The organism is Streptomyces sp. NPDC046881 (genome assembly GCF_040645015.1).
In the GTDB taxonomy this organism is placed as follows: Bacteria; Actinomycetota; Actinomycetes; order Streptomycetales; family Streptomycetaceae; genus Streptomyces.
Window position 1 is genome coordinate 69,086 of sequence record NZ_JBEYXJ010000005.1, and the last position, 24,758, is coordinate 93,843.

The following is a 24,758-nucleotide window of genomic DNA, read 5'->3' on the forward strand; positions in this document are numbered from 1 at the left end:
TCACCCGCAATGAGCGTTGCGCATGCTGCAACGCAAGCGGGGGCGGCTCAGTGGATCTCGTCCACCAGCACGTCCAGCGCCCACGCCTTCCCCGCCTTCCCGGGTGCCTCCGCCTCCACGGCGTACCCCAGGTCCCGCAGCGCCGCCACCAGTGCGGCGGGGTCCTCCGGCACGGCGCCGGCGGTCAGCAGGCTGCGGACGATCCGGCCTTTCGTCGCCTTGTTGAAGTGGCTGACCACCTTCCGGGTCGGCGCGTGCAGCACCCGCACCGTCGCCGTCCGCCCGGCCACCTCGCCCTTCGGCCGCCAGGCCGCCGCGTACGCCGAGGAGCGCAGGTCCAGCACCAGCCCCGCCCCGGCCGCCGCCGGCAGCACCTCGGCCATCGGTGCCCGCCAGTGCCCGGCCAGCGCACCGAGCCCCGGCAGCTTCACGCCCATCGAGCAGCGATAGGAGGGGATCCGGTCCGTCACCCGCACGGCGCCCCACAGCCCGGAGAACACCAGCAGCGAGTCCGCCGCGCGCCGGCGGGCGTCCGCGTCCAGCGTGGCCAGGCCCAGGGCGTCGTAGAGGACACCGGTGTAGATCTCCCCGGCGGGACGGGCGCCGGCCGTGCGCAGCCCGGCGTTCTTCGCGACCTCACCGCGCAGGCCCTCGCTCAGCCCCAGCACCTCGCGGGCCTTCTCCTCGTCGCTGGAGCACAGCTCCACCAGCTCCCCGAGCACCGCCTCCCGGGCGGCGGTCAGCCCCGGCAGGGACAGCGACCCGAGCTCCAGCGGGGCGCCCTCGCCCGAGTTCGCCTTGCCTTCCGAGGGCGGCAGCAGGACCAGCACCACGTACTCCTCACGTTGACCTCCGCGCCAGGGTACGGCGTACCGCCCGCCCCGTTCCGACCCGCGCCTGCCGGAAGCCGCAGGTCCGGCCCCTGGGCATGGAAGCGGGGTCGTACGGCGTTGCACCCTGGGCGGAGGCGGCACGGAGGAGAGGGTCCGATGGGGGAACAGGCACGGTGGACACGGGCCCGGCTGGGCCGCTGCGGGCCCCCGCTCGACCTGCTCACCGCGAGCTTCCGCCGGCACGTCTACGCCCCGCACGCCCACGACGAGTACACCATCGGGGTCTGCGTCGGCGGTTCCGAGATCATCGACTACCGGGGCGGCCACATCCGCACCGGACCGGGGCGGATCGTCGTCCTCGAACCCGGCGAGATGCACACCGGCGGCCCCGGCAACGCCACCGACGGCTACGCCTACCGGGCCCTGTACGCCGAGCCGTCCCTGCTGGCGGACGGCACCCTCGGCGGCCTGCCGCACTTCCGCGAACCCCTCGTCGACGACCCCGCGCTGGCCACGGTCCTGCGCACCGCCCACACGGAACTGAGCGCCTGCCCCGACCCCCTGCAGGCCGAGTCCGTCCTGCCCTGGCTGCTGACCGCCCTCGCCCGGCGCCACTCCACCGCGCGACCGGCCCCCGACCGCGTCCCCGGCGCCGACGCCATAGCCCGCACGGTCCGCGACCGCCTCGCCGACGAACTCACCGACCCGCCCTCCCTGGCCCTGCTCGCCACCGACCTCGGCCTCTCCCGCTACCAGCTGCTGCGCGCCTTCCGTACGACGATGGGCATACCCCCCTACGCCTGGCTCGCCCAGCACCGGGTGACCAAGGCGCGGGTCCTGCTGGAGAGCGGCCTGCGCCCCGCCGAGGTGGCCCCCCTCGTCGGCTTCGCCGACCAGGCGCACCTGACCCGCTGGTTCCGCCGGGTGCTCGGGGTGACCCCGGCGGCCTATCGCAACAGCGTTCAAGACAGGCCCGGACCGGCGGGCCGACACTCGGCCGCATGACTGCACGCGGCTGGTTCCTGTTCTCCCTGATGGGAGTGGTCTGGGGCATCCCCTATCTGATGATCAAGGTGGCGGTGGACGCGGTGTCCCCGCCGGTGGTGGTGTTCACGCGGTGCGCGCTCGGGGCGCTCCTGCTGCTCCCGTTCGCCCTGCGCCAAGGCGGCTTCGGCACGGCGGTACGGACCCATTGGCGGCCCCTGCTGGCCTTCGCGGTCCTGGAGATCATGATCCCCTGGTTCACCCTCACCGACGCCGAGCGGCACCTGTCCAGCTCGACGGCGGGCCTGCTGATCGCGGGTGTGCCGATCGTCGGCGTGGTCCTGGCCCGGCTCCTCGGCGACACCGAACACCTCGGCGCCCGCCGCGTGACGGGCCTGGCCCTGGGCCTCGCCGGGGTGGCGGTCCTCACCCTGCCGCACCTCACCGGCGGCGACGCCCGCTCCCTGCTGGAGGTCCTGCTGACGGTCCTGGGCTACGCCACCGCGCCGCTGATCGCGGCCCGCCGCCTCAAGGAGGTCCCCTCCCTCCACCTGACCGCCGCCTGCCTGTCCCTGGCCGCCCTGGTCTACGCCCCCGCCGCCGCGCTGACCCGCCCGTCCGCCGTGCCCGCGCCCACCGTGCTGGCCGCGCTGGCCGGACTGGGCGTGATCTGCACCGCGGTGGCCTTCGTCGCGTTCCTGGAGCTGATCCGGGAGGCCGGCCCCACCCGGGCCACGGTGATCACCTACGTCAACCCGGCGGTCGCGGTGGCCGCGGGCGCGCTGTTCCTGCACGAGCCGCTGACCCTGCCGGTGCTGGCCGCGTTCGCGCTCATCCTGGCCGGCTCGGTCCTGGCCACCGCCGCCGGTCCGCGGCCCGGTTCCCGCCGGGTACCATGGTCGGCACGGCAGACGAGCCGGGCGGACGGCCGCGTGGAGTCCCCCTAGGGGGCTTCCCGAGGAACGTCCGGGCTCCACAGGGCAGGGTGGTGGCTAACGGCCACCCGGGGTGACCCGCGGGACAGTGCCACAGAAAGCAGACCGCCCGGGGCTCCGGCCCCTGGTAAGGGTGAAACGGTGGTGTAAGAGACCACCAGTGCCCAGGGTGACCTGGGCAGCTAGGTAAACCCCACCCGGAGCAAGGTCAAGAGGGGACACCCCGGTGTCCCTGCGCGGACGATCGAGGGCTGCCCGCCCGAGTCCGCGGGTAGACCGCACGAGGCCGGCGGCAACGCCGGCCCTAGATGGATGGCCGTCGCCCCGGGCTCCGCGAGGAACCCGGGGAACAGAACCCGGCGTACAGCCCGACTCGTCTGCCCCTCGGCTCTCGCGGGAGGCGGCCGTGGCCCGGAGCGGTGTGGCCGGGCGGTGGACGTCACGGCCGGGCCGGCGTTCGGGGCGGTGGTGGTGCCGGTGTGGTTCGCGGAGCGCGGCGGCCCCCTGTGCGGGCCCGCCGTCCCCCCGGCGGATGCTCCGACATGGTCGCCCAGGCACACGTGCCGTACGCCGTGCGGTGCACACCGCACTGCCGGCTCAGCGCCTGCACCAGCATCAGTCCCCGGCCGCCCTCCGACAGATCGTCGTACGGGCCACCGGTGGCCGGAGGGCGCCATGTGCCGCTGTCGAAGACCTCGATCCACACGCCGGCCCGGGCACGCGTGAGCCGGAGGCTGACGTCGGCGGAGGGGCTGTGCCGGACCGTGTTGGTCACGAACTCGGAGACGACGAGGCGTGCCGCGTCGACCACCTCCTCGCCGATCCGCCATGCCGTCAACTGCATCCCCACGAAGGCTCTCGCCTGCGACACCGCCTCCTCTTCGGCCGGCAGGGCACAGACGGCGAGGGCGCTGGGGTGCTGCGGGCGCGGCTCCGTGACGTCGGACGGCACTGCAGCGTGGTGGCGCGGTTCTCGGTTTCGGGCAGGCATGACAACTCCTGTCATGACGGACGCAGGGTCACACGACGACGAGGGCGTGGAGCGTGCGCGGTCCGTGCACACCCTCCACCCGGTCGAGTTCGATGTCGCTGGTCGCCGAGGGTCCGGAGACGAACGTCAGCGGCCGGACGGGATCCAGGCGGGCCAGCGCCTCGGGAACGCAGGCCACGACCTGTTCGGCTCGCAGCACGCACACATGGTGGTCGGGCACCAGGGTCAGAGCGCGTCGTCCCTGTCCGGGACCGCCGTCCAGGACGAGGGTGCCGGTCTCGGCGATCGCGACGGCTGCGGTCGTGACCACACTGTCGACCCGGTCCAGTTCGCGGACGGGCACCTGCGGACGGTCGTCCAGCACCCGGTGCGGGCCGAGTGCGGCCAACCAGGCAGGGGGGAAGCCCTGTGGCACCACGACGCATGCGGCACCGCGGGCGCTCAGCATCTGTGCGATGGCCGTGGGGGCCTCCTCTTCGGTCAGCAGTCGCACCGAGGCGCCGTAGTCGGCGAGCCGCGTGGTGAGCAGTTCCAGCACCTCCGGGGAACCGGCGGCCGCCGTACCGCCTCGTGCGTAGGTACGGGTGACGGGTACGTCCTCGGGGCGCTCCCCTTCGGGGACGTCCGCGAGCGCCCGGCGGATACGACTGAGCACTTCTGTCCGCGCGTTCACCGGTGTGTCCTCCTCCACCAGGCCCGGAAGCTCTCCCGGGCCGGGGCCGGTACGTCACGTGCCTCGGTCCACGCCGAGGCGGGGCCGGGCAGCCGGCTGATCCGGCCGTCGTGGCTGGCCAGCCGCCCGGCAGCGGCCGCGGCGCGCTGCGCCGCCGCCAGCCGGGACGGGCTGGAGAGCACCGAGCGCGCCGCGGCCATGGCCAGCCGCTCGGGACTCGGCACCTTTCGGGTACGGCCCTCGTCGACCACTCGGGCCCGCAGGTGAACCAGGACCTCCGGAATGTTGATCTTGACGGGGCAGACCTCGTAGCACGCTCCGCACAGCGTCGAGGCGTACGGCAGCGAGCGGTCGGCCTCGGCCGCGGTGCCGCGCAGTTGCGGGGTGAGGATGGCACCGATCGGGCCGGGGTAGACCGAGCCGTAGGCGTGCCCGCCGACGCGTTCGTAGACGGGGCAGACGTTCAGACAGGCCGAGCAGCGGATGCAGTTGAGCGTCTGGCGTCCGACCGGGTCGGCGAGCGTGTCGGTACGGCCGCCGTCCAGGAGCACCAGGTGGAAGGCGCGCGGCCCGTCGTCCGCGGTGGTGCCGGTCCACGACGAGGTGTAGGGGTTCATCCGCTCGCCGGTGGAGGAGCGGGGCAGCAGCTGGAGGAAGACCTCCAGGTCCTGCCAGGTGGGAACGACCTTCTCGATGCCGACGACGGAGATGAGGGTCTCGGGCAGGGTGAGGCACATCCGCCCGTTGCCCTCGGACTCCACGACGACCGCGGTGCCGGTCTCGGCCACCAGGAAGTTCGCCCCGGACACCCCGACCTTGGCGCGCAGGAACTTCTCCCGCAGATGCCGGCGGGCCGCCTCGGCCAGCTCCCGCGGATCGTCGCCCAGATCGGCCGGCGCCGCACGGCCGTGCTCCCCCATGGTGCGCAGGAAGATCTCCCTGATCTCCGCCCGGTTGCGGTGGATGGCCGGCACCAGGATGTGTGAGGGCCGGTCCTCGCCCAGCTGGACGACCAGTTCGGCCAGGTCGGTCTCGTACGCGGCGATGCCCGCGTCGGCCAGTGCCTCGTTCAGGCCGATCTCCTGCGTGGCCATCGACTTGACCTTGACGACCTCCCGTTCGCCCGTGGCCTGGACGAGGTCGACGACGATCCGTGCCGCCTCCTGGCCGTCGCGCGCCCAGTGCACCTGGCCGCCCGCCGCGGTGACCCGCTCCTCCAACTGCAGCAGGTAGTGGTCCAGGTGGCGCAGGGTGCGCTCCTTGACGGCACGTCCGGCCTCGCGGAGCGCCTCCCAGTCGTCCACCTCGGTCACCGCCTCCTCGCGCTTGTGGCGGATGGTGGTGGTGGCGTGGGCGAGGTTGTGCCGCAGCCGGGTGTCGGCGAGCGCGGTGCGTGCCGCCGACGGGAAGGCGGGCGTGCCCAGGAAGGTGGGGCCGCTCATGGGGTGTTCCTTTCCGCGGTACGAGGGGACTGCCGGGGCTTCCCGGAGTGCGGGGCGAGCCGCGACCGGGAGGGGGCGGCCGCTGCCTGGTCCTCCTCGGTGGCGGCGAGAATCTCGGCCAGGTGCAGGGTGCGTACCCCGGTACGCAGCCGGGACAGGACGCCGCCGATGTGCATGAGGCAGGAGTTGTCGCCCGCGCACAGCACCTCGGCTCCGGTGCTCAGCACATGCCGCGCCTTGTCCGCGCACATGGCCACCGAGGTGTCGTGGTTCTTCAGGGCGAAGGTGCCGCCGAACCCGCAGCACTGCTCGGCGGCCGGCAGCTCGACCAGATCGATGCCGCGTACCGCCCGCAACAGCCTGAGCGGCCTGTCGCCCACGCCGAGCATGCGCTGTGAGTGGCACGTCGGATGGAAGGTGACCCGGTGCGGGAAGTAGGCGCCGACATCGGTGACGCCGAGGACGTCGATGATGAACTCCGACAGCTCGTGGACGGCCGGCGTGTCCCGCACCGCCGCGGCCAGCCCGGTGTCCCCGGCCACCTCGGCGACCCGCCCGTGGTACTCGCGCACCATGGCCGCGCAGGAGCCCGAGGGGGTGACGACCGCGTCGTAGCCGGCGAAGGTCTCGGCGAAACGGCGCACGAGAGGCACGCACTCCCGCTGGTAGCCGGTGTTGAAGTGCATCTGGCCGCAGCAGGTCTGGCCGGCGGGGAACTCCACCGCGCAGCCCAGGCGCTCCAGCAGCCTCACGACCGCCTGGCCGGTCTCCGGATAGAGCGTGTCGGTCAGGCAGGTGACGAACAGGGCGATCCGCATGGTTCCTCCGGTCGACGAGGGCGCGGCGGCGCTCACGGGAGCATCCCGGCGAGCAGGCTGGACTGCAGCAGGACCAGGACGCACAGGGCCAGCAGGAGCAGCAGGCTCCACTTGATGGCGGCCCGGAACAGCACCGACTCCCGGCCGACGAGGCCGACCGCGGTGGCCGCGATGGTGAGGTTCTGCGGGCTGATCATCTTGCCGACGACCCCGCCGGAGGTGTTGGCCGCGACGAGCAGGGTCGGGTCGAGCCCGGCCTTGTGCCCGGCGGTCTGCTGGAGCGTGGCGAACAGCGCGTTGGCCGAGGTGTCCGAGCCGGTGACGGCGGTGCCCAGCCAGCCGAGGATCGGCGAGAGGAAGGCGAAGGCGGCGCCCGCACCGGCGATCCAGGTGCCGATCGTGATGGTCTGGCCGGACAGGTTCATCACGTAGGCGAGGGCCAGCACGGAGGCGACGGTGAGCAGGGCCCAGCGCAGCCTGACCACCGTGGCGCCGAACTCCCGGACCGCGACGAGGGGGCTCACCCGGTACACAGCGGTGACCAGCACACCGGACAGCAGCAGCAGCGTGCCCGGGGAGGACAGCCAGGGGAAGGTGTAGACGGTGGCGGTGGAGGGCTGCCCCGCCGCCGTGAGGACGTGCCCGTCCAGACCCGGCCAGCCGAGCTTGAGATCGGTCGTGGCCAGGTACTCCTTGGCGGGGGTCCACAGCTTCGCCAGGGAGAAGACGGCGATCACGATCAGGTAGGGCAGGAAGGCCATGACCACCCGGGCTCCGCTGTCCGGTCGCTCGATGGTGGCCGTGGCGGTGGGCACCGGACGCGTGGCGCCGGCCCCGCCCTCCTCGCGCGGGGCGCCCGACGGCACAGCGTCGTCCGGGCCTGCGCCGTCGCCCCGCTCCGCGTCGCGCTCCCGCAGCAGGGCGGCTCTGGCCTGCTCGCCACCGGCGGGCTGCCACACGCGCAGGAAGAGGACGACCGCCGCCAGGGCCGCGAGCGAGGCGATGATGTCGGTCAGCTCCACCGAGATGTAGTTCGAGGTGACGAACTGGGTGGCTGCGAAGACCGCGCCGCACACCAGCGCCACGGGCCAGGTCTGACGCAGTCCGCGGCGGCCGTCGACGAGCAGGACGAGCAGCAGCGGCACGAACAGGGCGACGACGGGGGTCTGCCGGCCGACGTAGGCACCGATGTCCGTGTAGGGGATCTTGGTGAGGTTGCCCGCCGTGATGATGGGAATGGCGATCGCGCCGAAGGCGACGGGCGCGGTGTTGGCGACCAGCACGGTGAGCGCAGCCCGTACGGGCGCGAAGCCGACGGCCATGAGCATGACGCCGGTGATCGCCACGGGGGCGCCGAATCCCGCCAGGGCTTCGAGCAGGGCGCCGAAGCAGAAGGCGATGATGACGGCCTGGACCCGGGGATCGTCGCTGATCAGTCCGAAGGCGCGGCGCAGGTCCTCGAAACGGCCGGTGACGACGGTGAGTTGGTAGAGCCAGATCGCCGCGACCACGATCCACATGATGGGGAAGAGACCGAAGGCCGCGCCTTCACCGGTCGACAGCAGCGCGAGCTTGACGGGCATGCCGTAGCACGCCACGGCGACGATGAGCGCCACGGCCAGGGAGGCGAGTCCGGCCCAGTGCGCCTTGAGTCGCAGCCCGCCGAGGAGCAGGAAGAGGGTGAGCAGGGGCAGGGCGGCGACGAGAGCGGAGAGCGCCAGGCTGTCCATGAGAGGGGAGAGATCCGGCTGGTACATGCAGTCCTCGCAACACATCGGAGCTTGGTCAGACCATGCTTTGGCTCCTCCACGCTGACACCATTCCGTCACCGGTGTCCAGAGGGTGGAAGGCAGAAAATTGCTGTGGTCAGACCAAAGATCGGGCGCCTCAAGCTATGATCAGAAGGAAGGGTGTTGCCTCAACGGGATGAAAGGGCTTTCCATGGCGGAGCCGAGTGCGGCCTGGGAGCCGGTACCGCGTTCCCGCACTTTCGAGCTCGTGCTGGCCCGGATCGAGGACCAGATCCTGGCGGGCAACCTGAGCGTCGGCGACCGGTTGCCGCCGGAGCGGGAGCTCGTCGAGCTGCTCGGAGTGAGCCGGGCGGCCGTCCGGGAGGCCCTGCGGATCCTGGAGGCGCAGGGGGTGCTGCGCTCCCGCGTGGGTACCGGGCCGGATTCCGGCAGCGTGATCACCGCCATGCCGAGCAACGGCCTCACCCAGTTGCTCCGCCTGCACATGGCGCTGGCGAACTTCCCCCTCGACGACGTGGTGGAGGCCCGCGCCACGCTCGAACGCTCCAGCGCCCGTCTCGCCGCCGGCCACGCCAGCCAGGAGGACCTGGCCCGGATCCGGGAACCGCTCATCCGCATGGACGACAAGGCCCTGACCCGCGAGCTGTTCAACGACCACGACACCGCTTTCCACGTCGCCATCGCCGAGGCCGGGGGCAACCGGCTGATGGCGGACATGACCGTCGCCGTCCGCAACGCCGTACGGCGCACCCTGCTCACCGCGTTCCACCGGATCGCCGACTGGGAGCCGATCGCCGCCCGGCTGCGGGCGGACCACCACGCGATCTACGACGCCATCGCGGCGGGCGACGTGGAGCGCGCCGGTGACCTGGTGGAGCAGCACATCCGCGGCTTCCACGACGATGTCGTCCGCAAGGCCCTGAGCATGCCGGAGGCCGGGGCCGCGGTGACCGGGACGGAGACGGGGCCGGCCTGAAGGGCTGATGCCGTGCAGGGGCGGGGTGGTGCGCGACGGCCGGTGCGGCACGTCTGGCCGTAGGGCCACGCGGTCGCCTGCGGGGAGGTGCGTGAGGGGTCGGGAAGCGTCAACGGGTGGCTGGGGCCGCACAAGTGACGGTATGTCATACCGTCGGCGGACGGCGGTGGGCACGGCGACGATCGAGGGCTGCCCGCCCGAGTCCACGGGCAGACCCTACGAGGCCGGCGGCGACGCCGGCCCTGGATGGATGGCCGTCGCCCCGGGCTCCGCGAGGAACCCGGGGAACAGAACCCGGCGTACAGCCCGACTCGTCTGCCACACTACGTTTTCGCAGGTCAGGTGCCCCTTCCTCGGTGTGGAGAGATCGGCCGGGTCGCATCCGGGCCGGCGGCCAGGAATCGAGAAATCGACCTGCAGTAGGAGAATCCTCTCCGTCAGAGACCGCCGGCCCCGGAGAACTGTGCCGCCATGAGGACCTGGGCCGCCCCGGTGCGGAAGTAGAGGACCGAGCGGCCCGCGCGCCGCCGCTGGGTCAGGTTGGCCTCGCGCAGGATCCGCAGATGCCGGCCCACCGACCCCAGAGGCAGGCCGGTGAGAGCCACCAGCTGGGTGGTGGTCTTCGGTGCGTCGAGCAGGGTGAGCAGTTCGGCCCGGGCAGGGCCGAGCAGCGCGGCCAGGGCCTTCGGAGCCGCACGGCGCTCGTCGTCGGCCAGGACTCCCGAGCAGGGATAGACGACCGCGTACCGCCTGACGGGATACGCGTTGCGACCGCCGGCCGCAGGGACGTCCCAACAGACCCAGGTCTGGTTCAAGGTGACTGGGACGAACATCAGCTGCACCCTGGAGAGCTCCAGCGGCGGGCTGTCGCAGACGGTGGTCTGAAGACGGTCGTCCCCGAGCCAGCGCATTCCCGGGCGCATCTCGTTCAACGCGGTGGCCCACCCGTGCAGGGCGGCGCGGGCGGTGCGGGCCACGATATCGGCTTCGATGATCCGCCTGCGGCGGGGCCAGGAGGGCTGGATGGTCTCCGCCCACACCCACTCCAGCAGGTCTGCGGCCCGCTGGGCCAGGTCGTCGCGGCGCAGGAGGGCCGGCAGCGAGCCGTTCAGCGACTCCGCCAGGTCGGCCAGGACCACGGCGGGCGGAACGCTGCGGATCTGCTCCAACTCCTCGGCGAAAGCGGGATCGCTTCCGCCGAGGGGTGTGGGGGTCAGGAAAGTCGCGTTCCACCGGCGTCTGAGCGCCGCCTCGACCAAGGCGGCCGTGACCGGGTCATCGGCCAGGCGGGCCCGGTAACCGGCGAGGTGGGTGTCGAGCCACTGGCGCTCGCCGAGGTGGGCCGCGTGGCCGCGGTGCAGGGTCTTCAGAGCAGCCAGCGCCTCAGCCAGGGGAGAAGTGGCGAACCGGCTCCCGGCGAGAGTGTCCGTGTCGACCCGCCACCAGCTCATCGTTTCGCCTCCCCGCGAAAGTCTAACGACTCGTCGATGATGCCGGAGAGACTCTGCGCCATGCGTACTTATCGGGAGCTCTTCGTCACCAAGGAGTTCACTCCGCTCTTCCTCGCCGCGGCCGGGCAGACGGCAGCCCAGACGGTGAGCGGTCTGGCCCTCGGCATCCTGGTGTACGAACGGACCGGCTCGGCTCTCCTGTCCTCCCTGGCCATGTTCGCCCCCGCGCTCGCCCACATGGTGGGAGCGGCCACCGTGCTGTCCGGGGCGGACCGGCTGCCGCCGCGCGCAGCCATGACCGGCCTCAGTCTGCTCTTCGGTGCCGGTACGGCCCTGCAGGCGATCCCCGGCCTGCCGGTCTGGGCGATGTTCGTGGTGCTGCTGGGGCTTGGCGTCGCGGGGTCGGTCAGCGGCGGGGTGCGGTACGGGTTGCTCAACGAGATCCTGACCCGGGACGGTTACCTGATCGGGCGGTCCATGCTCAACATGTCGTTCGGGATCATCCAGATCTGCGGATTCGCGGCCGGCGGCGCACTGGTGACGGTGCTCTCGGCGCGCGGCACGCTGCTCCTGTCCGCGGCCCTGTATCTGCTGGCCGCCGTGGTGGCGCGCTGGGGGCTCAGCAGTCGGCCGCCGCGGGGAGCCGGGCGGACGTCGGTCGCCGAGACCTGGCGCACCAACGCACGGCTCTGGTCCTCGCTTCCCCGGCGGTACGTCTACCTCGCGCTGTGGGTGCCCAACGGCCTGATCGTGGGAGTGGAGTCGCTCTACGTCCCGTACTCGCCCGACGACGCCGGCCTGCTCTTCGCCCTCGGCGCTGTCGGAATGCTGGCCGGCGACGTCGTCGCGGGCCGCTTCCTGTCCGCTCGGTGGCGGGACCGGCTGGCCGTCCCGCTCTGCGTCCTGCTCGCCGCCCCCTACCTGCTGTTCGCGCTGCATCCGGGCCTGCCGGTCGCCCTGGTGCTGGTCACGGTCGCCACCCTCGGGTACGCGTCGGGGCTGCTGCTCCAGGACCGTCTGATGGCACTGACACCCGACGAGCTGAGCGGGCAGGCTCTGGGCCTGCACAGCTCAGGGATGCTCACCATGCAAGGGCTCGGAGCGGCGGTGGCCGGTTCGGTGGCCGAGCTGACGTCACCGGCCACCGGGATCGTGGTGACGGCGGCGGCATCGCTGGCCACGACCCTGCTGCTGGCGCCCGGACTGCGCAGGGGGACGACGGCGGGCGGGGGGAAGAACCGGGACCAGGACGCCGTTCCCGCCCGGCAGTAGGCAGTGCACGAAGCTTCAACATCGCTTCCATCCGGCTTCCATCCGGACCGCGCAGCCTGGGCAGGTGCTGACTTCGAGCGATGACTTGTCTCGGTTCTGTGCCTTCCTGTTCACTTCGATGTCCCGTGCCGACCAGCGCCGTTGGGGTGAGGTGTACGTGCGCGGCCTGGTCGAGGTACCCGGCCGGAAGTCGGTGCGCCGGATCTCCGAGCGGCTGCTCGGGCGGCGTGCCGACCAGAGTCTCCAGCAGTTCGTGAATCAGAGTTCCTGGGACTGGCAGCCGGTGCGCGAGCGCATCGCCGAGGTGGTCGACGCGACGCTGGCGCCCCGAGCCTGGGTGGTGGAGGAGACCGTGCTGCCGAAGAGCGGGCGCAGCTCGGTGGGGGTGGACAAGCAGTTCTCCCAGACGCTGGGGCGGGTGCTCAACTGCCAGCTGGGGCTGGCGGTGCTGGCGGTCGGGCCGGCCGGCACCGTACCGGTCAACTGGCGGCTGATGCTGCCGCGTTCGTGGGACACCGATCGTGAGCGCCGGGCCCGCAGCCGAGTGCCCGACGAGGAGCGTCACCGCTCCCGTTGGGAGCACCTGTTCGACGCGCTGGACGAGCTGGCCGTCGGCTGGCACGCGCGGCCGCTGCCCGTCGTCGTGGACGCGAGCCGCAGCCCGTCGGCGACCGCGCTGATACGCGGCCTGGAGAACCGCGGGTTGCGGTACGTGGTCCGGGTCGACAGCGCCACGCCGCTGGCGCGGCTGCCCTCCGGCGAGGTGGTCACGGTGGGGGAGCGGTTGGCCTGCGCCGGGAGCGCCCGGACCCCGGCCCAGCACTGGCGCAGCGGCCTGGGCCATCGCTCGCGCTACAGCACCGTCCTGCTGCCCGATCCCGTGGGGACGGGCGCCGTGCGAAGTGTCGGTCTGCCGCGCCGCACTCGGAAGGTCGTGGTGGGCTGGGGCGCGGAGTCGGATCGCGTGGAGTCGGCGTGGGTCACCAATGTGGAGAGCACTCGGTCCGCCGACCTGCTGGAACTGCTGGGGCTGAGCTCCCGGGCCGGCCGGGACCTCCAGCGCCTGAGTGAGCTGTCGGGCCTGCGTCACTTCGAGGGGCGGTCGTTCCGGGGCTGGCACCACCATGTCACGCTGGTCTCGGCGGCGCACGCCTACGGGCTGCTCAGGCGGCTGCCGGGCGCCGACGCGGGGTTGCCGGCGTCAGTCGAGGCGGCAACCCGCTAGGTCGAGTGTCTGCGGTAGCCCGTCCGAGGGCCGGTGAGGCGGGTCGAGAGCGGGGTCCGCGAGCAGGATGGCCCTGTGCAGCTGGCGCAGGCGTCGGGACGGTTCGATGCCGAGCTCCTCGGCGAGCACGGCGCACAGCTGCCGGTAGACCGTGAGTGCCTGGGCTTGTCGCCCCGACCTGAACAGGGCCAGCATGAGCTGGGCGTGCAGGTTCTCGTGGGTGGGGAATTCGGCGGTCAGGCCGGTCAGTTCGCTGATCAACTCGTGGTGCAGGCCGAGCTGGAGCTCGGCTTCGATGTGCAACTCGACACAGCTGAGCCGTTGTTCCTGGAGCCGGGCCTGGTGGGCCGTGATGAACGGGCCGGCCTGCACGTCGACGACAGGTGAGCCCTTCCACAGGGTGAGGGCGTCGCGCAGCGTCTCGGCTCCCCGGCAGTGGTCCCCGCTCAGCAGTGCGCGCTTGCCCTCGTCCACCTGGTCGGCGAACCGGAACAGGTCGAGACCGGTACGGCCGAGGAGCAGTTGGTACCCGTGCTGCCGGGTGCGCAGGATGCCGTGCGGCGGCCGTTCCCCTGTGCCGGCCGTCTGCAGGGCGCGGCGGATCCGCATGACGTAGGTGCGCAGCGTGGTGACGGCGCTGCGCGGCGGGTCCGCCCCCCAGAGTTCGTCGATGCACGTGGTGGTGGGGACGAACTGATTGGCGTTCAGTGCCAGCAGTGCGAGCAGCTGGCGCGGTTTCGGCGCGCTGGGCGCGCAATCGGGGCCTTGCCCGGAGTTCCCCATGTAGAGCGGTCCTAAGATTTCGACGTGCAAAGGTCGCGCCTCCCCGTGCCGGGTCGCCGCCGGTGGGCCGGCAACTCCGGCACGCGTACGGGCGGCAACTGCTTGACCACTGAAACGATCCGCACCCTAGGTAGCCCTGTCAGCGAAAATCAACGGGGTTTAAGGCGTCATGGTCGTGTTCAGGACATCCGGCCGACGGGAACCGGATCTGTGTCATCCGTTCGATACACTCGGCCGTTGTCGCAGGTGTCCGCTTCGGGGAGTACACGCGGACGGGGGCAGCCGGGTCGCGGCCGCCCCCTCGTTCGGCTAGGACTCGAAGGCGCTCAAGGCGGCGGAGGCCGCGCGGAGGAAATCTGGCCTGCTTCCACTGAAGACACCGCTGGGACGCGGATGGTTCACCACGACATCGGTGAATCCGATTTCTTGGCACCTCCCTACGAGGTCCACGAATTGCTCGGGCGACGAATAGGGTGATTTCACGATCCGGCTCACGTTCACCAGACGCCTGATATCCGAGAATTCCCGCCCGGTCTTCTCGCAGGTCTCCGCGAGCCGGGCCACCTGCCGGGCCAGCAGCTGCCAGGCCTCCTCCTCCGGCCTCTCGCCGGGGCGGCCGGCGTCGCCGATGGTCACCCACCACTGGCCGTGCCGGGCCGCGAGCCGCATGCCGCGCGGCCCCGCCGCCGCGATGGCGAACGGCACCCGCGGCCGCTGCACGCAGCCCGGCACCATCCGGGCCTCCTCGGCGCTGAAGTACGCGCCTCGGTAGGTCGTCGCCCGGTTGCGCAGCAGCTCGTCCGAGAGGCCGACGAACTCGGCGAAGCGGTCGGCGCGCTGCGTCGGTGACAGGTCCTCGCCGCCGAGCAGGCGGGCGTCGGCACCCGGCGCGCCGGCGCCCATCCCGAACACGAAGCGGCCGCCCGAGAGCTCGTCGATGGTCATCACCTGCTTGGCCACCACGACCGGGTGCCGGAAGTTCGGGGTGGACACCATCGTCCCCAGCCGGATCCGCTCGGTCACGGCGGCCACCGCGGAGAGCACGGCCAGGGAGTCGTACCAGGGCTCGTCGCTCAGCGAACGCCAGGAGTGGTGGTCGAAGGACCACGCGTGGTGCAGGCCCAGCTGTTCCAGTTCCAGCCAGATCTCCCGGGCCTGCGGCCAGGTGTGTTCCGGGAGCACGACGGCGCCGATCCGCACCCCGTCCGGCCGCGGCACCCTCATCGTCCCCCCAGCCGGGAGGCGACCAGCTCGCGGCAGAGGTGGTTGGGCGGGCCCATCAGGGTGACCGCGCGGGCGTCCTGTGCGAGCCGGTTGAGCACGTGACCGCGCGAGAACGCGGCGCTGCCGGCCAGCTCCTGGGCGCCCCGGCAGATCGACTCCGCTGTCTCGGAGGCGAACACCTTGGCCGTCAGGGCGGGGCTGCTGCGGTCTCCGGGGGTCCCGGTGGCCGCATCCACCACTCCCCGAACGGCCGCGAGGCGCGAGCCCAGCTCGAAGACGTGGTGCCGGTAGAGCGGGCTGTCCAGGAGGGAACGCCGGCGTCCGACGTCGAGCGCGATGTCGTGGGCCTCCTCGGCGATACCCAGCGCGACGGCGCCGAGGGTCAGTCCCAGGGCATGCGGATGGCCGATGACCGCCGGGGTGTCGCCGGAGCGGATCAGGACGTCCACGTCCTCGGCCAGGTAACCGTCCAGGCGGATCAGACCGGTCGCCGAACGGCGCATGCCGGACAGGTCCAGCACCCCGTCGGCGGTGAAGCCGGGCCGGGTGCTGTCGACCACGAAGATGCCCTGGTCGGTCCGGCCGTAACTTCCGGACGCCTGTCCCTGGTCACCGGTGCGGGCCAGGATCAGGTAGAAATCGGCCACCCCCGCGCCCGTGGTGAAGGTCTTCGCGCCGTTGAGCACCCAGGCACCGTCCGCCCGTCGCTCCGCGGTGGTCGCGATCTTCTGCTTGGCCGCATCCGAGCCGGGCTCGCTCCAGGACGAGGCGAAGATCCGGCCCTCGTGGGAGACCGCCGTCAGCAGCCGCCGGCGCTGCTCTTCGCAGCCGTAGGCGACGATGCGGCTGACAGCCGCGTAATGCAGGAAGACGATGATCCCCACGGAGGCGTCGGCCCGGGCCAGGGCGGTGATCACGGTGTTGGCTTCACGCCAGTCGGCCCCGAGCCCCCCGTACCCGGCCGGGACGGGCAGTCTCAGCACACCGCTCGCGTGCAGCGCGGCCAGGACGGTGTCGCTGGGGCGGCCACTGGTGTCGTCGTGGACCTCCGCCCGGAGCGCCGCCAGCAGCTCGGTGAGCTCAAGCGGACCGGAAGGGGTGGGTGGAGTCGCGGGGGATTCCATGGTTCCTCTCTCCACGAGGGGCCTCAGCGGACGAGCACATGGCCGTCGTCCGCGCGGTGGGACCGGGAGCGGCGCAGGTCAGCCAGCGCGAAGGTGCGCTGGACCCAGCGGTCCCGGCCGTCGTAGCGCGGGCGGAACGCGCTGCGGCCGTGCAGACAGACCCGGTTGTCGACGATGGCGAGGTCCCCGGCGCGTAACCGGACGGTCCGGGCCACGGCCGCCAGCGCGTCCGACAGGTCCGTCAGCGCCTCCCGGGCGGCCGGGGTCAGGCCGGACGTGGCCGCGAAGTCCACCTGGATGTCGGGATCGTCGGGTGCCCCGGTCAGCACGGGGTGCCGGACCGCCCCGCCGTCGGGCGAGCCGAAGGACGGCGGCGGCTGGGTGCTGAACTCGGGCTGCCGGAGGCACTCGCGGGTCCGGTCCGGGAGATTCGGCAGCGCCTCGCGGATCGAGGCGGTGGACAGCCCGGCGACCCCCTCGTGGTCCGCCCGCAGGCAGAGCAGCATCACGAAGTCCGGGCGGTGCTCGTGAAAGGCGTTCTCGTTGTGCATCATCAGGTCGACGGAGCCGGCGTTGCCCTGGAAGTACTCCTGGCCCGGCACCGGCACGACGTCCTGCACCAGCGCGCCGGACTTCTCGGCCAGGAAGGCGGCCGGATCACCGAGCCCGCACGCCGTCATGACCAGGAGCGCGGCCGGGACGGTGGCCGTCCGCTGGATCGAGCCGCTCACCGTGGGGGTGGCCGGCAGCTCCTGCTCGTCCACCGGAAGCCCGCGCAGGACGACGGCGCCGGCCGGCCCCGAGTCCCGGCGGAAGGCACCGATCTCACGGCGGTACAGGGCCGGCAGCTCCGCCCACGCGGACCGGGCCGCAGCCACCCACTCGACGTCGTCGATCCGGTCGGCCGCCGACACCAGCTGCCGGCTGACGTCGGCCATCTCCGCGGCCGCCGCGGCGGGGATCGCGCGGACGGCCTCCGCGGGCGTGGCCTGTGCTGTCTTGGACATGCTTCCTCTCCTCCGCAATAGCCGGAAAGCGAGTACGAGTGGGCGTCAGGCCCGCGGCCGGCGTAGTTCGTCCGCGAGCACGGCGCCGATCCGCTCCGCCGGACGCCGGTGCATCATCACGCCGTGCACGCAGTCGACCGGGTGGACTTCCAGGTCCTCGGACAGGAAGCGGCGCCAGGCCCGGGGGTCCCCCGAGTCCGGGTCGGCCGCCGCGTGGAAGAAAACCGCGCCGCCCCGGAACACGCCCGGCCGGTGGGCCCGTCCCAGCGTCGCGTGGTGGATGAACGTACGGGCCATGGCGGAGATGGTCTCTCCGTCCAGGCCGGCGAGCGGGCCGTCCCCCTGCCCGGTCAGCCGGATGAACTCGGCCACCGTCAACCGCTCGCCGGGCGACTCGGCCACCGACTGCCCCAGTGAGCGCAGCAGTTCGGCGAGCGGATCGGGCCCGTCGGCCGGCTCCGTCGCTGTGGCGTCCGGTTCCGGCGGGTAGCCGTCGAGCATCGCGAGCAGCTCGACCTCCTCACCCTGCTCCTGGAGGCCGACAGCCATGGCGTGGGCGACGAGCGCGCCGAACGACCAGCCGAGCAGCCGGTAGGGGCCGGACGGCTGGACCTGCCGGATCAGCACGAGGTAACCGGCGGCCAGCTCGGCGACGCTCGCGGCCGCCGTCCCGTCCGGCCGCAGTGTGGGTGCCTGCACCGCGTACACCGGCTGGTCCGGGTCGAGCCGGTCGAGGAGCGCCGCGTACACCCAGCCGATGCCGGCCCCCGGATGGATGCAGAACAGCGGGGGCCGCTGCTCCGGGCGGCCGGCACGCAGCGTCAGCAGGGGTGCCAGTGAATCCTGGTGGACGCCGGCCGCGAGGCGGGCCGCCAGCGCGGCCACGGAGGGCGCGGTGAAGAGGTCCTGGACGCCGACGCGCAGGCCGAGAGCGGAGCGGATCCGGGTGACCAGCCGGGCGGCGAGCAGGGAGTGCCCGCCCAGGGCGAAGAACCCGTCGTCCACGCCCACGTGTGGCAGGCCGAGTACCTCGGCGAACAGGCCGCAGAGCGCCTTCTCCAGCTCCGTCTCCGGGGCCCGGCCGGCGCCGGCCGTGGGTGTCTTCGGTGCGGGCAGCCGCCGGCGGTCCAGCTTCCCGTTCGCGGTGAGCGGCAGACGGTCGAGCAGGACGTACGCCGAGGGCAGCATGTACGCGGGCAGCAGACCGGCGGCGGCCGCTCGCACCGACTCGGTGTCCAGGCCCTCGGGCGCGGCCGGCACCAGATAGGCCACCAGCCGGTCGCCGCCGAGCACGGTCGCGGCCGCGGCCGCCACCCCGGGCAGTGTCGACAGCACCGCCTCGACCTCGCCCAGCTCCACCCGGAAGCCCCGCACCTTGACCTGGTCGTCCACCCGCCCGACGAACTCCGCCTGCCCGTCGTGGCGCCAGCGCACCAGGTCCCCGGTGCGATACATCCGGGCGCCCGGCGGGCCGTACGGGTCCGGCAGGAACCGGGCCGCCGTCAGATCGGGCTGGTTCAGGTAACCCCGGGCAAGCAGCCCTCCGCCGATGTAGAGCTCGCCGACCACGCCCGCCGGGACCGGGGACAGCGCGTCGTCCAGCACGTACCACCGGGTGTTCCAGATCGGGTGGCCGATGGTGACGCCGCCGGCCGGTACGCGGTCGCCCGGCTCGATGCGGTACTCGGCGCACCCCACCGTCGTCTCGGTCGGCCCGTACTCGTTGACCACGGTCACCCCGGGGTGGTCGGCGCGCCATTCGTCCAGCGCCGCGCCCAGCAGCAACTCGCCGCCGAGCACGAGCTGACCGGTGGGAGCGTACGTCTCGGGCAGGATCTGGAACAGGCCGAGGTGCGAGGGGGTCGCCTTGACGAAGGTCGGCTGCTCCACCGCGGCCGGCTCGTCGTCGAGCGTCACGAGTTCGAGCGAGCCGCCGCAGGTCAGCGGCCCCCACAGTCCGGTGACGGTGAGGTCGAAGGCGACGGGGGAGTGGACCAGCGCCCGCCCGGCCATCGCCGGGTAGGCGTGCCGGGCCCATGCCAGGTACAGGTTGAGCGATCCGTGCTCGATCACCACGCCCTTGGGCTCGCCGGTCGAGCCGGAGGTGTAGATGACGTACGCGGTGGTCGCCGCGGTCAGCTCAGCGGTGCGCTCCGCCGGGTCCAGGTCGGCCGCCGGATGCCGGTCCACGGCGGCCGCACTGTCCGGCTCGTCCAGGAGCAGCCGGGTCAGCGGGGGGAGGCGCTCCGCGAGCGCGGTGGTGGTCACTGCCAGCGCGGGCGCCGCCGAGGTGACGATGCGGGCCAGCCGCTCGGGCGGCTGCTCGGGGTCGAGCGGCAGATAGCCCGCCCCGGCCTTGAGCACGCCCAGCAGCACCGCCACCAGCTCCGGGGTGCGTGGCAGGGCCACCGCGACGAGCCGCTCCGGCCCGATGCCCAGGCTCGCCAGATGGCGGGCGAAGCGGTTGGCCCGCTCGTTCAGCTCGGCATAGCTGAGGACCGTGGTGCCACCGCGCACGGCCGGGGCGTCCGGGGTCTCGCGTGCGCACTGCTCGAACAGCTCCGGCACCGTCCGTTCCGGCACGTCCGCGGCGGTGTCGTTCCAGTCGACCAGGATGCGCCGGCGCTCCTGTGCCGTCAGCAGGTCGACCGAGCCGATCCGGCGGTCCGGGTCGGCCGCCAGCTGCTCCAGCATCCGGCGCAGCCGGCCGGCCAAGGCCTCGGCGGTGACCCGGTCGAACAGTGCCTCGGCGTACTCCAGCACGCCGTGCAGGCCCCCCGGGGCCCCGTCGGCGTCGACGCTGTCGGTCAGGGCGATGCGCAGGTCGAACTTGGACACCTCGAAGCGGACCGGCTCCTCGACGACCTCCAGACCGGGCAGCACCAGGCCGTCGGTCACGCTCCCGTCCAGCTGGAGAACGACCTGGAACAGCGGATGGCGGGCCAGCGCACGGTCCGGGTTGACCGCCTCGACCACCCGCTCGAACGGCAGGTCGGCGTGCTCGTACGCGGCCAGGTCGGCATCCCGCACCCGGCTCAGCAGCTCGGCGAAGGTCGGGTTCGCGGAGACGTCTGTGCGCAGCACGAGGGTGTTGACGAAGACACCGACCAGGTCGTCCAGGGCCTCGTCGCCGCGGCCCGCCGCGGGAACCCCGATCGGGATGTCGGTGCCGGCCCCGAGACGCGACAGCAGCGCGGCCAGGGCCGCGTGCAGCACCATCAGGAGCGTGCAGCCGTGGGCGCCGGCCAGTCGCAGCAGCCGGGCGTGCAGCTCGCCGTCCAGCGTCAGCGGCACGATGCCACCGCAGTTGTCGGCCGTTTCGGGCCGGGGCCGGTCGTACGGCAGCTCCAGCTCGGTCGGCAGGCCGGCCAGCCGCTCCCGCCAGAACGACAACTGCCGGGCGGCGGAGGAGTCCGGGTCCTGCTCCTCGGCCAGCAGGCCGAGCTGCCAGAGCGCGAAGTCCGCGTACTGCACGGGCAGCGCCGGCAGCCGGGGCTCCTCACCCACGACGCGCGCGGTGTACGCGGTGGACAGGTCCCGCAGAAGGACGCCCAGGGACCAGCCGTCGGTGGCGATGTGGTGCACCACCAGCGCCAGGACGTGCTCCTCGGGGCCCGCCCGGTACAGGGCCGCGCGCAGCGGAGGCTCCGCGGCCAGGTCGAACTCCCGTTCCGCGAAGGTGGCGAGGAGCCGGTCGAGATCGCCGGGCGGGCACTCGGCGTGCTCCAGCAGCGACGGCACGGAACCTGCCGGGAGGATGTGCTGGCGCGGGTCGCCGTCGTGGTCGGGGAAGACCGTCCGCAGCGCCTCGTGCCGGGCGACCACGTCCGCGAGGGCCGCGGCCAGGGCGTCGGCGTCGAGCCGGCCGCGCAGCCGCAGCGCGAACGGCGAGTTGTAGTCGGCGCTCTGGCCGGTCCGGCTCAGGAACCAGATCCGCCGCTGTGCGGGGGACAGCGGCAGTACGGCGGGCCGTGCGGCCGGGACGAGCGCCGGCCGGGCGGGCCGGGACGCCTCCAGCAGGTGCACCAGACCGGCCACGGTCGGCGTCCGGAACAGGTCGCGGATCGCAAGCTCGGCCCCGAAGGCGGAGCGGATCCGGGCGATCAGCCGGGTCGCCAGCAGCGAGTGCCCGCCGAGCGCGAAGAAGTCGTCCTCGGCGCCGATCTTCGGCAGCCCCAGGACCTCCGCGAACAGTCCCGCGAGGATTTCCTCCCGGGGGTCGCGCGGCGCCCGGGAACCGGCCTCCGTGCCCTGCTCCGGGGCGGGCAGCTCCGTGCGCAGCAGGGCATGGCGGTCGAGCTTGCCGGTCGCCGTGAGCGGCAGCCGGGGAACGGTCACGAAGTGGGAGGGGATCAGGTAGTCCGGGAGGGATTTCGCCAGCAGGGCCCGCAGCCCGGCCGGTCCGGGCGCGGAGCCACCGATCGTGGTGAGGTAGGCGACCAGCCGACGGTCGCCGGGAGCCACCTCGACCGGGAGCACCGCGACCTCGCCGACCTCGGGGAGTTCGCGCAGCCGGGCCTCCACCTCGGCCGGCTCGACCCGGTAGCCGCGGATCTTCACCTGGTCGTCCGCCCGGCCCAGGAACTCCACCGTGCCGTCCGGGCGCCACCGGACCAGGTCACCGGTCCGGTACATCAGCTGCCCGGGTCCGGTCGCGTACGGGGAGGGCAGGAACCGCTCGGCGGTGAGGTCCGGCCGGCCGACGTAGCCCCGGGCGAGCCAGGGCCGGGTCACGTACAGCTCGCCGGGCACCCCCACCGGCACCGGCCTCATGCGCTCGTCCAGCACATCTACGCGGGTGTTGGCGATCGGCCGGCCGATCGGCGGGTTCGTCGGCCAGTCCTCCGGCGGCCCGGTCATCAGGTGAGCGACGACCGCGTGCGTCTCGGTGGGGCCGCACTGGTTCTCCAGGACGACACCGGGCATCCGGGCCAGGAACGCGCGGATCTCCTTGCTGAGGGTGAGCCGTTCGCCCGCCGTCACGATCTCCTTCAGCGGCGGTGGCGCCGCCGCCTCCGCGGCGTCCTGGACGGCGAGCTGCTCCAGCACCATCGGCGGGCAGAACAGCCGCCGGACGCCGTGCGCCCGGACGGCGGCCAGCACCTGGCGGGGGTCGCGGCGCTGCTCCTCGCTGATCAGTACCAGCGAGCCGCCGGTGAGGAAGGTGGTGAACAGCTCCTGGAAGGAGGCGTCGAAGTACAGGGAGGAGAACTGGAGGGTGGGCCCCGTGACGGTGGTCCGCTCGATCTGCCACTGGATCAGATTGCGCAGCGGCGCGTGGGCCATGGCGACGCCCTTCGGACGGCCGGTGGAGCCCGAGGTGTAGATCACGTAGCAGAGGCTGCCGCCGGTGGCGAGCGGCGTGGGGTCGGTCGACGGGTGCTGCCCGAAGCCGTCCGGCTCCAGCAGCACGGCGGGGACGCCGGCCGGCAGCAGGCCGGCGAGCCGCTGGTCGGTGACGACCGTCCCGGCCGAGGCGTCGCGCAGCAGGTAGGCGATCCGGTCAGCCGGGTACGCCGGGTCGAGCGGCAGGTAGCCGCCCCCGGCCTTGAGCACGGCGAGGAGGGCCACCACGAAATCCGTGCCACGCGGCAGCAGCAGACCGACGGTCCGCTCCGGCCGGACGCCGTGGGCGCGCAGTTCGTGGGCGAGCCGGTTGGCCCGGGCGTTGAGTTCGCGGTACGTCAGCCGCCGGTCGCCCTCGACCAGGGCGGTGGCGTCGGGGGTGTGGCGGACCTGGCGTTCGAAGGCGTCCGTGACCGTGCCCTCGGGGACGGGCCGCGCGGTGTCGTTCCAGGTGTCGAGCAGCTCGGCCAGCCGCCCGGCGTCGACCAGCGGCAGGTCCGCCACCGGGCGGTCCGGGTGCCGGGCGGCCTCCTCCAGCACATGGACGTACTGCGCGGCGAGCGAGCGTCCGGTCGCCTCGTCGAAGAGGTCGGTGGCGTAGACGAGTTCGCCGGTGAGCGGCCCCGACCCGGACTCCGTCAGGTGCAGCGCGAGGTCGAAGTTGGTCGAGGGGCGGCGAGGCCGGACACTCTCCACCTCGGCGCCGTCGAGCCGGAGGCCGGCACCGGGGGCGGACACGTCGAACCAGACCTGGACCAGCGGGTTGTGGCTGGTCTCCCGGGGCGGGGCGACCTCCTCGATGATGCGTTGGAAGGGCAGCTCCTGGTGCGCGAACGCGTCCAGAGCGGCCGCGCGCGCCCGGTCGACCAGCTGGCGGACGGTCGGGTCACCGGTCAGATCCGCCCGGACCGGCAGGGTGTTGACGAAGAAGCCGACCAGTTCCTCTACCTCGGGCCGGGTGCGGCCCGCGGACGGGCAGCCGACGAGGAAGTCGGTGCTGTGCGTGTGACGGGACAACAGGACCTGGTACGCGGCCAGCGCGGTCATGAACAGCGTCGCGCCCTGCGCACGGGAGAGGGCCCGCAGGCGGTCGGCGGTCTCCTCGCCCACCGTGAAGGCCACCACGGAGCCCCGGTAGCCGGGGGCTGCCGGACGCGGACGGTCGGTGGGCAGCTGGAGGGTGGTGGGCGCACCACGCAGGGCCTGCCGCCAGTGCTCCAGCTGACCCTCGGCCCGGCGGCCGGTGAGCATCTCGTGCTGCCAGGCCGCGTAGTCGGTGTAGTCCACGGGCAGCGGGGCCCAGCCGGGTGCCTCGCCCGTGCGGACGGCCCTGTACGCGGTGGCCAGGTCGCGTTCGAAGACCCCGATCGACCATCCGTCGAAGGCGATGTGGTGGACGACGGCGGCCAGGATGTGGTCGTCCTCGCCGAGACGCAGCAGGGTGGTGCGCAGCAGCGGTCCGGTGGCCAGGTCGAAGGGGGTGCGCAGCTCGTCCGCGAGGTACGCCTCGGCGGCGGCCGCCGGGTCGGCGCGGCCGGCCAGGTCGACCACCCGGAGGGTGATGCGGTCCGCCGCGCCGACCACGACGTAGGGCTGCCCTGCGTCGTCGGCGAAGTGCGAGCGGAGCGTGACGTGGCGCTCGGCCACCGACCGCAGCGCCTGACGCAGGGCGGGCACGTCCAGCGGTCCCCGGACGCGGTAGACGGTGTCGGCCGTGATGTAGGCGATCGAGCCCGGGTGCATCTGCTCCAGGAACCAGAGCCGCTGCTGCGCGAACGACAGCACGGGGCGCTCGTCGCGGGCTCGCCGGGTGAGGGCGGTCGGTTCGCTCGCGCCGCCCCCGGCCGCGCCGCGCAGCCGGCGGGCCAGCAGCTCGGCCTGGGCGGCGGAGAGCCGCGGTGGGTGCTCGACGGTCATTGCCTC

Annotated in this window: 16 protein-coding genes, 1 other RNA gene and 1 pseudogene; 6 read left to right on the forward strand and 12 right to left on the reverse strand. The window is 73.0% G+C overall.

Going from position 1 to position 24,758, the window contains the following annotated elements; translation table 11 throughout:
- Nucleotides 1–47: 47 nt before the first annotated feature.
- Nucleotides 48–830 (reverse strand): peroxide stress protein YaaA, encoded by a 783-nt coding sequence (gene yaaA / locus ABZ923_RS04655; RefSeq protein WP_361466753.1) that lies wholly within the window; start codon nt 828–830, stop codon nt 48–50.
- 159 nt (nt 831–989) lie between these two features.
- On the opposite strand from yaaA, the gene ABZ923_RS04660 reads away from it, so the two are divergent.
- The 3 genes and pseudogenes from ABZ923_RS04660 (at nt 990) to rnpB (ending at nt 3,132) form a co-directional block, all read left to right on the forward strand.
- Complete coding sequence (locus ABZ923_RS04660; protein ID WP_361466755.1) at nt 990–1,838, forward strand: AraC family transcriptional regulator; 849 nt, start codon at nt 990–992, stop codon at nt 1,836–1,838.
- 59 nt (nt 1,839–1,897) lie between these two features.
- Nucleotides 1,898–2,614 (forward strand): annotated as a pseudogene (locus ABZ923_RS04665) (DMT family transporter); the annotation flags it as partial.
- A gap of 115 nt (nt 2,615–2,729) precedes the next feature.
- Nucleotides 2,730–3,132: RNase P RNA component class A (gene rnpB, locus ABZ923_RS04670), an RNA gene on the forward strand.
- Between the two features lie 59 nt (nt 3,133–3,191).
- Here the strand turns inward: rnpB and ABZ923_RS04675 are convergent.
- From ABZ923_RS04675 to ABZ923_RS04695, 5 genes are all read right to left on the reverse strand, one after another.
- Nucleotides 3,192–3,704, reverse strand: a complete 513-nt coding sequence (locus ABZ923_RS04675) for an ATP-binding protein (RefSeq protein ID WP_361466758.1) — start codon at nt 3,702–3,704, stop codon at nt 3,192–3,194.
- 67 nt (nt 3,705–3,771) lie between these two features.
- Nucleotides 3,772–4,416 carry an LUD domain-containing protein gene (locus tag ABZ923_RS04680; RefSeq protein ID WP_361466760.1) on the reverse strand — a complete coding sequence of 215 codons (645 nt, stop codon included), beginning with the start codon at nt 4,414–4,416 and terminating at the stop codon, nt 3,772–3,774.
- Nucleotides 4,413–5,858: a LutB/LldF family L-lactate oxidation iron-sulfur protein gene (locus ABZ923_RS04685; protein ID WP_361466763.1), complete on the reverse strand. Its 1,446-nt coding sequence runs from the start codon at nt 5,856–5,858 to the stop codon at nt 4,413–4,415. The genes ABZ923_RS04680 and ABZ923_RS04685 overlap by 4 nt, the downstream gene beginning before the upstream one ends.
- Nucleotides 5,855–6,676: a (Fe-S)-binding protein gene (locus tag ABZ923_RS04690; RefSeq protein WP_361466766.1), complete on the reverse strand. Its 822-nt coding sequence runs from the start codon at nt 6,674–6,676 to the stop codon at nt 5,855–5,857. Before ABZ923_RS04690 ends, ABZ923_RS04685 begins: the two co-directional genes overlap by 4 nt.
- 32 nt (nt 6,677–6,708) lie before the next feature.
- Complete coding sequence (locus tag ABZ923_RS04695; RefSeq protein WP_361466768.1) at nt 6,709–8,433, reverse strand: L-lactate permease; 1,725 nt, start codon at nt 8,431–8,433, stop codon at nt 6,709–6,711.
- Between the two features lie 184 nt (nt 8,434–8,617).
- On the opposite strand from ABZ923_RS04695, the gene ABZ923_RS04700 reads away from it, so the two are divergent.
- A complete protein-coding gene (locus ABZ923_RS04700; RefSeq protein ID WP_361466770.1) occupies nt 8,618–9,403 on the forward strand; it encodes a FadR/GntR family transcriptional regulator in 786 nt (261 codons plus the stop codon).
- A gap of 437 nt (nt 9,404–9,840) precedes the next feature.
- Here ABZ923_RS04700 and ABZ923_RS04705 read toward each other — a convergent pair whose 3' ends face one another.
- A complete protein-coding gene (locus ABZ923_RS04705; RefSeq protein WP_361466772.1) occupies nt 9,841–10,854 on the reverse strand; it encodes an ArsR family transcriptional regulator in 1,014 nt (337 codons plus the stop codon).
- A gap of 60 nt (nt 10,855–10,914) precedes the next feature.
- Between ABZ923_RS04705 and ABZ923_RS04710 the strand changes: the two genes are divergently transcribed.
- Both ABZ923_RS04710 and ABZ923_RS04715 read left to right on the forward strand, forming a co-directional pair.
- Nucleotides 10,915–12,126, forward strand: a complete 1,212-nt coding sequence (locus tag ABZ923_RS04710; RefSeq protein WP_361466774.1) for an MFS transporter — start codon at nt 10,915–10,917, stop codon at nt 12,124–12,126.
- 118 nt (nt 12,127–12,244) lie between these two features.
- Nucleotides 12,245–13,351: an IS701 family transposase gene (locus ABZ923_RS04715; RefSeq protein WP_361466777.1), complete on the forward strand. Its 1,107-nt coding sequence runs from the start codon at nt 12,245–12,247 to the stop codon at nt 13,349–13,351.
- Here ABZ923_RS04715 and ABZ923_RS04720 read toward each other — a convergent pair.
- The 5 genes from ABZ923_RS04720 to ABZ923_RS04740 form a co-directional block, all read right to left on the reverse strand.
- Nucleotides 13,328–14,134, reverse strand: coding sequence for an AfsR/SARP family transcriptional regulator (locus tag ABZ923_RS04720; RefSeq protein ID WP_361466779.1), 807 nt, complete (start codon nt 14,132–14,134; stop codon nt 13,328–13,330). The genes ABZ923_RS04715 and ABZ923_RS04720 overlap by 24 nt on opposite strands.
- A gap of 309 nt (nt 14,135–14,443) precedes the next feature.
- The gene (locus ABZ923_RS04725; protein WP_361466782.1) at nt 14,444–15,358 is read right to left on the reverse strand and encodes an LLM class flavin-dependent oxidoreductase; all 915 of its coding nucleotides are present in this window, start codon (nt 15,356–15,358) and stop codon (nt 14,444–14,446) included.
- The gene (locus ABZ923_RS04730; protein ID WP_361466785.1) at nt 15,355–16,482 is read right to left on the reverse strand and encodes an acyl-CoA dehydrogenase family protein; all 1,128 of its coding nucleotides are present in this window, start codon (nt 16,480–16,482) and stop codon (nt 15,355–15,357) included. Before ABZ923_RS04730 ends, ABZ923_RS04725 begins: the two co-directional genes overlap by 4 nt.
- Before the next feature lie 23 nt (nt 16,483–16,505).
- Nucleotides 16,506–17,420 (reverse strand): clavaminate synthase family protein, encoded by a 915-nt coding sequence (locus tag ABZ923_RS04735; protein ID WP_361466935.1) that lies wholly within the window; start codon nt 17,418–17,420, stop codon nt 16,506–16,508.
- A gap of 114 nt (nt 17,421–17,534) precedes the next feature.
- Complete coding sequence (locus ABZ923_RS04740; RefSeq protein WP_361466786.1) at nt 17,535–24,752, reverse strand: amino acid adenylation domain-containing protein; 7,218 nt, start codon at nt 24,750–24,752, stop codon at nt 17,535–17,537.
- Nucleotides 24,753–24,758 lie beyond the last annotated feature (6 nt).

What these genes read in the sequence shown, in the direction of transcription:
- ABZ923_RS04660 (WP_361466755.1), top strand. Translation starts at nt 990, where the DNA reads ATGGGGGAACAGGCACGGTGGACACGGGCCCGGCTGGGCCGCTGCGGG.
- ABZ923_RS04685 (WP_361466763.1), bottom strand. Translation starts at nt 5,858, where the DNA reads ATGAGCGGCCCCACCTTCCTGGGCACGCCCGCCTTCCCGTCGGCGGCA.
- ABZ923_RS04690 (WP_361466766.1), bottom strand. Translation starts at nt 6,676, where the DNA reads ATGCGGATCGCCCTGTTCGTCACCTGCCTGACCGACACGCTCTATCCG.
- ABZ923_RS04695 (WP_361466768.1), bottom strand. Translation starts at nt 8,433, where the DNA reads ATGTACCAGCCGGATCTCTCCCCTCTCATGGACAGCCTGGCGCTCTCC.
- ABZ923_RS04700 (WP_361466770.1), top strand. Translation starts at nt 8,618, where the DNA reads ATGGCGGAGCCGAGTGCGGCCTGGGAGCCGGTACCGCGTTCCCGCACT.
- ABZ923_RS04705 (WP_361466772.1), bottom strand. Translation starts at nt 10,854, where the DNA reads ATGAGCTGGTGGCGGGTCGACACGGACACTCTCGCCGGGAGCCGGTTC.
- ABZ923_RS04710 (WP_361466774.1), top strand. Translation starts at nt 10,915, where the DNA reads ATGCGTACTTATCGGGAGCTCTTCGTCACCAAGGAGTTCACTCCGCTC.
- ABZ923_RS04715 (WP_361466777.1), top strand. Translation starts at nt 12,245, where the DNA reads ATGTCCCGTGCCGACCAGCGCCGTTGGGGTGAGGTGTACGTGCGCGGC.
- ABZ923_RS04720 (WP_361466779.1), bottom strand. Translation starts at nt 14,134, where the DNA reads ATGGGGAACTCCGGGCAAGGCCCCGATTGCGCGCCCAGCGCGCCGAAA.
- ABZ923_RS04725 (WP_361466782.1), bottom strand. Translation starts at nt 15,358, where the DNA reads ATGAGGGTGCCGCGGCCGGACGGGGTGCGGATCGGCGCCGTCGTGCTC.
- ABZ923_RS04730 (WP_361466785.1), bottom strand. Translation starts at nt 16,482, where the DNA reads ATGGAATCCCCCGCGACTCCACCCACCCCTTCCGGTCCGCTTGAGCTC.
- ABZ923_RS04735 (WP_361466935.1), bottom strand. Translation starts at nt 17,420, where the DNA reads ATGGCCGACGTCAGCCGGCAGCTGGTGTCGGCGGCCGACCGGATCGAC.
- ABZ923_RS04740 (WP_361466786.1), bottom strand. Translation starts at nt 24,752, where the DNA reads ATGACCGTCGAGCACCCACCGCGGCTCTCCGCCGCCCAGGCCGAGCTG.